This is a genomic window from Yersinia sp. 1252 StPb PI (genome assembly GCF_048593885.1).
Lineage (GTDB): Bacteria > Pseudomonadota > Gammaproteobacteria > Enterobacterales > Enterobacteriaceae > Yersinia > Yersinia enterocolitica_E.
The window spans coordinates 1-8,076 of the sequence record NZ_JAZGQE010000193.1 but is presented as its reverse complement, the minus strand read 5'-3'; the positions used below and the strand labels follow the sequence as shown (position 1 = coordinate 8,076).

Sequence of the window (8,076 nt, the reverse complement as noted above, 5' to 3'; positions counted from 1 at the left end):
GAAGAGCCGCTTGTTCGAGAGAGAGAAGTGTGACTTTGGGCGGGTTAACATCACTACAACAGCAAAATGGTGAGCAATTAGGGTATTCCATTTCAAATGAAGTAAGAATACCCAAATCCTAATTATGGTTTTTCTGCGATTCTTTTCAGATATTCATTGTTTTTGAATGCGATCATGATCATTTCAAAACAGATTCGAGAAGTAAGGCCACCAGCAAGGATGCTAAAAAAGCCGCCGATGACGCTGGTATTTATCATTACAAATACGCCGGAAATAATGATGAGCACCAGTAAAAGCCAATATAAACCAGTAAGAATTTTTGGTGTTAGCAAAGCATCGAAAAAAAGTACATTCTTAAGCATTACGAAATCCTTCTTATTTGAGCGTTAAAATTCCAGCAGGGATTATGCATTAGCTTTAAACCTCTTGCCATACACAAACACTTACAAATATTATGGAATTATAATAATCAGACGATTCTCGTTATTACTGCTCAAATTGGGCACTTTAATTACTAAAAGTTCAGTATCATGCCAACGCCGACCTCTTCAATATTAACTGCATTAGCTAGGGCTATTTTGGCTTTAAGATCAGTACAGTGGCAGGGATAAACTGCTTTAGCATTGAGTTGTTTAAAATAGTCAGATGTTCTGGATAGAATATCACTACTGGCATTTAATAAATGAAAGCCGCCAATAACTGCACGCACACGTTTATCGCTGGTAACTTTAATAGCATAATCGATAATATTGCAGATGCCAGAGTGAGAGCAGCCCGTGATTATTACGATACCTTCAGGGCTGGTATAAACCATTGCACTATCATCGGTAACAAAATCTTCAACTTTATGGCCGCAGCAATCGACAGTTTCGCCAATGCCAATACCATGGTTTTTTCTTCTGGTGATAATGCCATAAACGCTAACATCATGTCTGCTAATACATCGTCGGCGGTATAGAAGTACGCTAGCGGTATTTGCAACACATCTGCGAGTTGTTGGGCTACCTCCATGCTGGCTTCATGTACACCTTTCTCGTAACGATTTATACGTGTACTTGCTACAAATTCATGGTCTCCAGCAGACAAAAATAAAAGCTACGTTATCCGTAGTATCGAACTCAAAATAAATTCACGAGTATATCTGCTCCTTTTACGACCAAGAGTTAGGTGGATACATGAGAAAAGACTGGCATCATGCGGATATTATTGCCGCTTTACATAAGTAGAATACTTTATTGGCTAAACTTTCACGCGTTGCGGGGTTAGCTTCATCGACATTAGCAAATGCGCTGAGCCGCCCTTGGCCGAAAGGTGAGTGGTTGATTGCGAAAGCATTGAATATTCATCCGGCTGAGATCTGGCCGAGACGCTATTATGATGGAAATGGTGACTTAATTGACCGTAAAGCCAGAATCCGGGAAAAACAAGCTAAGCAATACCCAGCCCTTTCTGGGACAACCCTCGAAGTATACGGGCATCCTTAAGACGTTGGCTGAAAATATCACGTTGTTGTCGAGGAGAGTTCATCGCTACGATAGTCGTAGGTATGAATCACCTTAGATACTACGAATAACGTAATTATAGAAATGGCAGCAGATTAAATAGAAAATAGCCCGTGATCTCACGGGCTTTAAAGACATTTTTTGTGATGTATTAAAACTTACTCGATATTCTGGATCTGCTCGCGCATTTGCTCGATAAGCACTTTCAGTTCGATAGCGGAGTTGGTCACGTCGGCATTGATAGACTTTGATGCCAGCGTATTCGACTCGCGGTTAAATTCTTGCATCATAAAATCAAGGCGACGGCCTACCGCTTCTTTCTTCTTCAGAATATTGTGCGTTTCTTTAACGTGCGCTTCCAGGCGATCTAGCTCTTCGGCAACATCGACACGTTGCGCCATCAGCACCAATTCCTGCTCCAGACGGGTATTTTCCAGTTGGACTTGCGCTTCTTCCAGCTTATTGAGCAAGCGTTCACGTTGCCACTGTAAGATATTTGGCATATGCGCACGGACTTTAATCACTTCCGCACTAACACCATCAAGGCGCTGTTCGATAAGGGTTTTCAGTGCCGCACCTTCTGTTTCGCGGGAAACGATAAAGTCATCCAGCACGATATCCAATGCTTGCATTAGCTCGGTACTGATTGCGTCCAGATCCTGCTCTTCAGCGGCCATGACACCCGGCCAGCGCAGAATATCCACCGGATTTATCTCGCCTTCATCACTTTGCATTTTGACCCAGTTACCGGCTTCAACTAACTGCTTTGCCAGTTTTTCGTTAAGGATCAGAGAGCTTTGTGCGTTGGCATCCAGTTCAAAACGCAGGTTGCACTCGATTTTGCCGCGCGTTAAGCGGCCACGGATGCGTTCGCGGATAACTGGTTCCAGACTGCGAAATTGTTCAGGTAAGCGAATATAGGTTTCTAAATAGCGTTGGTTAACGGAACGCAGCTCCCAGGCTGCGCTACCCCATTCACCCTTAATGTCACGCCGAGCGTAAGCGGTCATGCTGCGGATCATTGTTGCGTACCCGTTTTAAAGAAAAGATGCAGCGATTATAGCCTCCGAGGCGCAGGCAGGATAGGCATTACATCACTAAGGCCGTATAATGCGCGACCAATATCGATTTAAAGCCGGAGAAAGCCCATGCGTCCAGCAGACCGAGCAGCACAACAAGTCCGCCCACTCACCCTGACCCGTAATTACACGAAACACGCTGAAGGTTCAGTATTGGTTGAGTTTGGCGATACCAAAGTATTGTGTACCGCCACGGTCGAAGAGGGTGTTCCGCGCTTTCTCAAAGGCCAAGGGCAGGGCTGGATAACTGCTGAATATGGCATGTTGCCGCGTGCTACTCATAGCCGTAATGCCCGTGAAGCCGCGAAAGGTAAACAAGGTGGCCGTACTTTAGAGATTCAGCGCCTGATTGCCCGTTCTTTACGTGCTGCGGTTGATTTGAAGAAATTAGGTGAGTTCACTATCACCTTAGACTGCGATGTGTTGCAGGCTGATGGTGGTACCCGTACTGCTTCAATCAGTGGTGCTTGTGTGGCTCTGGCCGATGCACTGAATAAACTGGTCGCGGCGGGTAAATTGAAAGCGAACCCGATGAAAGGTCTGGTTGCTGCAGTTTCTGTCGGTATCGTTAAAGGCGAGGCCCTTTGCGATCTGGAATATGTAGAAGATTCTGCCGCAGAAACGGATATGAATGTGGTGATGATGGAAGATGGCCGGATGATTGAGGTGCAGGGCACCGCAGAAGGCGAACCATTCAGTCACGAAGAACTCTTGTCGTTGCTGGCTCTGGCCCGTGGGGGAATAGAGACTATTTTCCAGGCACAGAAAGCAGTGTTAGCACAATAATTGATTAAGGCGACTTGCTAGTCGCCTTTTTTTTGCCTGCAATTTAGGTATCGAGTCAGTTAATAAAGCAGTTAACAAGAACAGTCACAATCTGGAGAGGAGAAGTACCCATGAAAGCCTATCAGCGCGATTTTATCGAGTTTGCGCTTAACAAGCAGGTGTTGAAGTTTGGCGAATTTACCCTGAAGTCTGGGCGGATTAGCCCCTATTTCTTTAATGCCGGATTGTTTAATACCGGGCTGGATCTGGCAAAACTCGGGCGTTTTTATGCCGCTGCCTTAGTAGATTGTGGTGTGGAGTTCGATCTGTTGTTCGGGCCAGCATACAAAGGTATCCCAATTGCGACGACGACGGCTGTTGCATTGGCAGAGCATCATGAGCGCGATGTGCCTTACTGTTTTAACCGTAAAGAAGCGAAAAATCACGGGGAAGGCGGCAGTCTGGTAGGTAGCCCATTACAAGGCCGAGTCATGCTGGTGGATGATGTAATAACCGCTGGTACTGCTATTCGTGAATCAATGGAGATTATCAATGCACAGGGCGCGACCCTGGCCGGCGTAATGATTTCATTGGACCGTCAGGAACGTGGCCGTGGTGAGATTTCAGCGATTCAGGAAGTTGAACGTGATTATCACTGCAAAGTGATTGCGATTGTGACGTTGAGTGATGTGATAAGTTATCTGGAAGAAAAACCAGAAATGGCTGATCATCTGGCAGCAGTGCGTGAATATCGCAAAGAATACGGTATCTAGCCACGGTATTGCTAAGCCAGCAAAAAGGGCCATCAGGCCCTTTTTTTATAGGTTTTTTGACTGCCGCGACTGAGCTTATTGCAACTGCGCCACAATCAGTGGCCAGCGGGCGTCAAACTCTTGTGTTGGCCGGTAGCGGAATTCTGAACGGACAAAGCGCGAAAGCATCCCTTCACAAAATGCCAGTAGTTGAGTCGCCAATAGCGCTTCATCATGTATAAAACCTTGCCCATCACGCAGTTTTTTCTCGCGCAAAACTTGACGCAATTGCACTTCAATACGTTCAAACAGTTGATTAATCCGCCCTTGCAGACGATCTTGCTCAAACATCAGTGCATGCCCGGTCATGATTCGGGTCAGGCCGGGGTTGCGTTCTGCAAACCCTAATACCAGTAGCAGGATTAGCCGGAGGCGATTAAACGTCTCTTTTTCATCTTGCAGAATCAAATTAATGCGGGACATCAGACTATCTTCAATAAACTCGATCAGGCTATCGAACATCCGCGTTTTACTGGGGAAATGTCGATAAAGCGCTGCTTCAGAAACCCCCACATTGGCGGCAAGTTTAGCGGTAGTAATGCGTTGGCTGCCATCACTGGATTCCAGCATCTGCGCTAAAGCCTGCAAAATCTCCTCGCGCCTGTTCCTTTTCGTATTCTGTTTTTCTGCCATGTCCGAGTAGACCCTTGCTAAAAATGACTTAATAACAAAAACCCAAATATCGGCCGCACTGGGTACCAAGCCCCGGCGGCTTATGTGATAGCTTTTTTACGATATTGAGGTCTAGGGTAGGTTATTGGCGCCCAGAATGACCAAAACCACCGGTACCACGTTCACTTTGGTCAAAATCCTCAACCAAATTGAATTCTGCTTGTACTACGGGAACAAACACCATCTGAGCGATGCGTTCGCCGGGTTCGATGGTAAAAGCCTGTTGACCACGGTTCCAGACTGACACCATCAATTGCCCTTGATAATCGGAATCAATCAGCCCCACCAGATTACCTAATACCACGCCATGCTTATGCCCCAAACCGGAGCGCGGCAGAATGACGGCGGCTAAAGCACTATCACCGATGTGTATGGCTAAGCCGGTAGGTAACAATGTGGTTTGCCCCGGCAGTAAATCAACTGCCTCGTCCAGACAGGCACGTAAATCCAGCCCGGCAGAACCTTCTGTAGCATAGGTTGGTAAAGGAAATTCATTGCCAACACGTGGGTCCAGAATTTTAATGTCGATTTTTTTCATCATAACGGCTGACAATCTCGTCTATTAAACGCTGACTGAGGAGGTGTTTATCGCTGAGCGGTAAACGTTTCTCTCCAGCCAGCCAAAAAAGGTGCAAGGCATTGGTATCACTGTTAAAACCATGCTCTGCGAGCGATACATCATTAGCGCAAATCAGATCCAGCTTCTTTCGCACTAGTTTTTGTCGCGCGTATTCTTCCACATTCTGGGTTTCGGCAGCAAATCCAACTACAAATGGTCGATTTTTAGCCATCGAAGCCACGCCGGCAACAATATCCGGGTTTTTCACCAACTTAAGGGTGATCTCATCACCCTGTTTTTTTATTTTCTCATCAGAAACTTGCTCTGCACGGTAATCCGCTACCGCAGCACAAGAAATAAAAATATTCTGCTGGGCTACGGTGTTCTGCACGACCTGCTGCATCTCAAGAGCACTGACAACATCAATGCGATTAACACCCGTCGGCGTGGAGAGATTCACCGGGCCTGCAATCAGCGTGACTTTAGCGCCTCTCGCGGCGGCGGCCTGAGCAATTGCGAAGCCCATCTTGCCCGAACTTTGATTACTGATAAAGCGCACCGGATCAAGTGCTTCACGCGTTGGCCCTGCGGTAATCATGACACTCAAATGTTGCAGGTCTTGTTTTGCAGAAAAATGACTGTCTGCCAGTGCGACGATTTCCAGCGGGTCCAGCATTCTTCCCGGCCCCACATCACCACAAGCCTGGCTGCCGCTGTCCGGCCCCCACAGCAACATTCCGCGATTAGCGAGAGTCTGCAAGTTCGCTTGGGTGGCCGTAGCACGGTACATCTGTTGATTCATGGCCGGAACAGCCGCAATAGGGGCTGCCGTGGCCAGGCAAACCGTGGTCAGTAGGTCATTTGCCATCCCCGCAGCAACCCGGGCCAGTAAATCAGCCGTAGCCGGAGCCATGATGACCAGATCAGCCCATTTACCTAACTCAATATGGCCCATGGCGGCTTCTGCCGCCGGATCGAGTAAATCATCTGAGACGGGATAACCCGAGACTGCCTGCAACGTGAGCGGCGTAATGAACGCTTTGGCGGCGGTCGTCATCACCACACGCACTTCTGCGCCCCTGTCGCGCAAGCGGCGTACCAGCTCAGGAGATTTATACGCGGCAATACCTCCGCTAATCCCGAGCACAATATGTTTGCCGGAAAGTCCCGTCATCATGATTGTCCGAATGAAAGCTGTAAGAGGCAATATTTTAGCATAACCGCTGAGTAGATTAGCTATCGGGCTGTCGCTTGATGTCATCAATCATCAAATTTGCGAAGCGTTTCGCATGCACTTAATCATGAGTTCGCCAGGCAGAAAGCCTTCTGTCATGCTGCACGTGCTGTTCTGGGATCACAGGAGCCAAAGGATGGATGAATGGTATGGGCAGATAGCCCCAAGGGAGAAATTACTGAAATACGGTGCAGCCATGCTGACCGATGCCGAGTTACTCGCTATTTTTCTGCGTACCGGTATTCCGGGAGTACACGTAATGCAGATGGCTGAATATCTGATTGAAGAGTTTGGCTCACTTCATGGGCTGATGTCGGCGGATTATCAGACGTTATGTGCTCAAAAAGGGATTGGTGCATCTAAATACAGCCAAATTCAAGCTATTGCAGAACTAGCCTGCCGTTGCTTTTCATCCCACCTGATGCGGGAAAGTGTTCTGCAAAATCCCGAAATTACCCAAAAGTTTCTACAAAATATTCTTTCCCACCGCGAACGAGAGATTTTTTTAGTCATGTTTTTGGATAACCAGCATCGTGTTATTCGCCATGAGGAGATGTTTACTGGTACCATTAGCAGCGTTGAGGTCCATCCGAGAGAAATTGTGCGTGAAGCGCTGAAGGTTAATGCCGCCGCGCTGATTCTGGCGCATAATCACCCCTCGGGTAAGGCTGAACCGAGCCAAGCCGACCGTTTGATTACTACGCAGGTGATAAAAGCCTGCTCATTATTAGATATTCGTGTGCTCGATCATTTAGTGGTTGGCCGGGGTGAATGTGTCTCATTTGCTGAACGGGGATGGCTTTAGAGCAATAATAATTGATCCTTTCAGGATCTTTAGCTGTTCGGGACTTGAGCACTTACGCTTCAGAGCGTATACTACGCCACCTTTGAGAATCTTGGGTTTGGCGTGAAGAGCCTATCTCAGCAGGTTTATAGCCTGGTGGCAGGGGTTTCTGACCTGATGACAGTGAGTCTTCTCAGTGAATTTGCTGAGATGGGCTCTAAAGCCTGACGAGGCGGCCAAATCCTATACGAAGCTCGAGCTGATTTGATTTTTGGAGAATAGACATGTCCCGAGTCTGCCAAGTTACTGGCAAGCGCCCGGTGAGCGGTAACAACCGTTCCCACGCAATGAACGCGACCAAACGCCGTTTTCTGCCGAACCTTCACTCTCACCGTTTTTGGGTTGAGGGCGAGAAGCGCTTTGTAACTCTGCGTGTATCTGCTAAAGGTATGCGTGTTATTGATAAGAAGGGTATCGAAACGGTCTTGGCCGAAATTCGTGCCCGCGGTGAGAAGTATTAAGGAACTGAATCATGGCTAAAGGTGTTCGCGAGAAGATCAAGCTGGTTTCTTCTGCTGGTACTGGTCACTTCTATACCACTACGAAGAACAAGCGTACTAAGCCGGAAAAATTGGAATTGAAGAAATTCGATCCAGTTGTCCGTCAACA

At 47.4% G+C, this 8,076-nt stretch carries 12 protein-coding genes and 1 pseudogene; 6 read left to right on the top strand and 7 right to left on the bottom strand.

Annotated elements, in window-relative coordinates; all coding sequences use genetic code 11:
• Positions 1-122: 122 nt before the first annotated feature.
• The 3 genes and pseudogenes from V2A85_RS20025 to V2A85_RS20015 all read right to left on the bottom strand — a co-directional run.
• A complete protein-coding gene (locus V2A85_RS20025; RefSeq protein WP_083161672.1) occupies positions 123-362 on the bottom strand; it encodes a DUF4282 domain-containing protein in 240 nt (79 codons plus the stop codon).
• Positions 363-514: 152 nt separating this feature from the next.
• Positions 515-814, bottom strand: a complete 300-nt coding sequence (locus V2A85_RS20020; protein ID WP_420072178.1) for a hypothetical protein — start codon at positions 812-814, stop codon at positions 515-517.
• A 53-nt stretch (positions 815-867) separates the two neighbouring features.
• Positions 868-1,086, bottom strand: a pseudogene (locus V2A85_RS20015) (helix-turn-helix domain-containing protein); the annotation flags it as partial.
• 149 nt (positions 1,087-1,235) lie between these two features.
• Here V2A85_RS20015 and V2A85_RS20010 point away from each other — a divergent pair.
• A complete protein-coding gene (locus V2A85_RS20010; RefSeq protein ID WP_420072177.1) occupies positions 1,236-1,484 on the top strand; it encodes a helix-turn-helix domain-containing protein in 249 nt (82 codons plus the stop codon).
• 176 nt (positions 1,485-1,660) lie between these two features.
• On the opposite strand, the gene V2A85_RS20005 is transcribed toward V2A85_RS20010, so the two are convergent.
• Positions 1,661-2,524 carry a YicC/YloC family endoribonuclease gene (locus tag V2A85_RS20005; protein WP_005191086.1) on the bottom strand — a complete coding sequence of 288 codons (864 nt, stop codon included), beginning with the start codon at positions 2,522-2,524 and terminating at the stop codon, positions 1,661-1,663.
• Positions 2,525-2,650: 126 nt separating this feature from the next.
• Here V2A85_RS20005 and rph point away from each other — a divergent pair, with 126 nt between their 5' ends.
• Both rph and pyrE read left to right on the top strand, forming a co-directional pair.
• Entirely contained in the window at positions 2,651-3,367 is a 717-nt protein-coding gene (gene rph, locus V2A85_RS20000) for a ribonuclease PH (protein ID WP_083161705.1), read from the top strand.
• A 110-nt stretch (positions 3,368-3,477) separates the two neighbouring features.
• Positions 3,478-4,119: an orotate phosphoribosyltransferase gene (gene pyrE / locus V2A85_RS19995; RefSeq protein WP_083161707.1), complete on the top strand. Its 642-nt coding sequence runs from the start codon at positions 3,478-3,480 to the stop codon at positions 4,117-4,119.
• A 75-nt stretch (positions 4,120-4,194) separates the two neighbouring features.
• On the opposite strand, the gene slmA is transcribed toward pyrE, so the two are convergent.
• From slmA to coaBC, 3 genes are all read right to left on the bottom strand, one after another.
• Positions 4,195-4,791: a nucleoid occlusion factor SlmA gene (slmA, locus tag V2A85_RS19990; RefSeq protein WP_005191076.1), complete on the bottom strand. Its 597-nt coding sequence runs from the start codon at positions 4,789-4,791 to the stop codon at positions 4,195-4,197.
• A 121-nt stretch (positions 4,792-4,912) separates the two neighbouring features.
• Positions 4,913-5,371 (bottom strand): dUTP diphosphatase, encoded by a 459-nt coding sequence (gene dut, locus V2A85_RS19985; protein WP_042568893.1) that lies wholly within the window; start codon positions 5,369-5,371, stop codon positions 4,913-4,915.
• Entirely contained in the window at positions 5,349-6,566 is a 1,218-nt protein-coding gene (coaBC, locus tag V2A85_RS19980; RefSeq protein ID WP_193784756.1) for a bifunctional phosphopantothenoylcysteine decarboxylase/phosphopantothenate--cysteine ligase CoaBC, read from the bottom strand. Before coaBC ends, dut begins: the two co-directional genes overlap by 23 nt.
• Positions 6,567-6,759: 193 nt before the next feature.
• Between coaBC and radC the strand changes: the two genes are divergently transcribed.
• From radC to rpmG, 3 genes are all read left to right on the top strand, one after another.
• A complete protein-coding gene (gene radC / locus V2A85_RS19975) occupies positions 6,760-7,428 on the top strand; it encodes a RadC family protein (RefSeq protein ID WP_083161712.1) in 669 nt (222 codons plus the stop codon).
• A gap of 263 nt (positions 7,429-7,691) precedes the next feature.
• On the top strand, positions 7,692-7,928 hold the full coding sequence (rpmB, locus tag V2A85_RS19970; protein WP_005164747.1) for a 50S ribosomal protein L28: 237 nt from the start codon (positions 7,692-7,694) through the stop codon (positions 7,926-7,928).
• A gap of 11 nt (positions 7,929-7,939) precedes the next feature.
• A partial coding sequence (rpmG, locus tag V2A85_RS19965; RefSeq protein WP_420072179.1) for a 50S ribosomal protein L33 occupies positions 7,940-8,076 on the top strand: 137 nt, incomplete at its 3' end.

Excerpts from the sequence above, each read along its gene's own strand:
- V2A85_RS20025 (WP_083161672.1), bottom strand. The coding sequence starts at position 362 with ATGCTTAAGAATGTACTTTTTTTCGATGCTTTGCTAACACCAAAAATT.
- V2A85_RS20020 (WP_420072178.1), bottom strand. The coding sequence starts at position 814 with ATGGTTTATACCAGCCCTGAAGGTATCGTAATAATCACGGGCTGCTCT.
- V2A85_RS20005 (WP_005191086.1), bottom strand. The coding sequence starts at position 2,524 with ATGATCCGCAGCATGACCGCTTACGCTCGGCGTGACATTAAGGGTGAA.
- rph (WP_083161705.1), top strand. The coding sequence starts at position 2,651 with ATGCGTCCAGCAGACCGAGCAGCACAACAAGTCCGCCCACTCACCCTG.
- pyrE (WP_083161707.1), top strand. The coding sequence starts at position 3,478 with ATGAAAGCCTATCAGCGCGATTTTATCGAGTTTGCGCTTAACAAGCAG.
- slmA (WP_005191076.1), bottom strand. The coding sequence starts at position 4,791 with ATGGCAGAAAAACAGAATACGAAAAGGAACAGGCGCGAGGAGATTTTG.
- dut (WP_042568893.1), bottom strand. The coding sequence starts at position 5,371 with ATGATGAAAAAAATCGACATTAAAATTCTGGACCCACGTGTTGGCAAT.
- coaBC (WP_193784756.1), bottom strand. The coding sequence starts at position 6,566 with ATGATGACGGGACTTTCCGGCAAACATATTGTGCTCGGGATTAGCGGA.
- radC (WP_083161712.1), top strand. The coding sequence starts at position 6,760 with ATGGATGAATGGTATGGGCAGATAGCCCCAAGGGAGAAATTACTGAAA.
- rpmB (WP_005164747.1), top strand. The coding sequence starts at position 7,692 with ATGTCCCGAGTCTGCCAAGTTACTGGCAAGCGCCCGGTGAGCGGTAAC.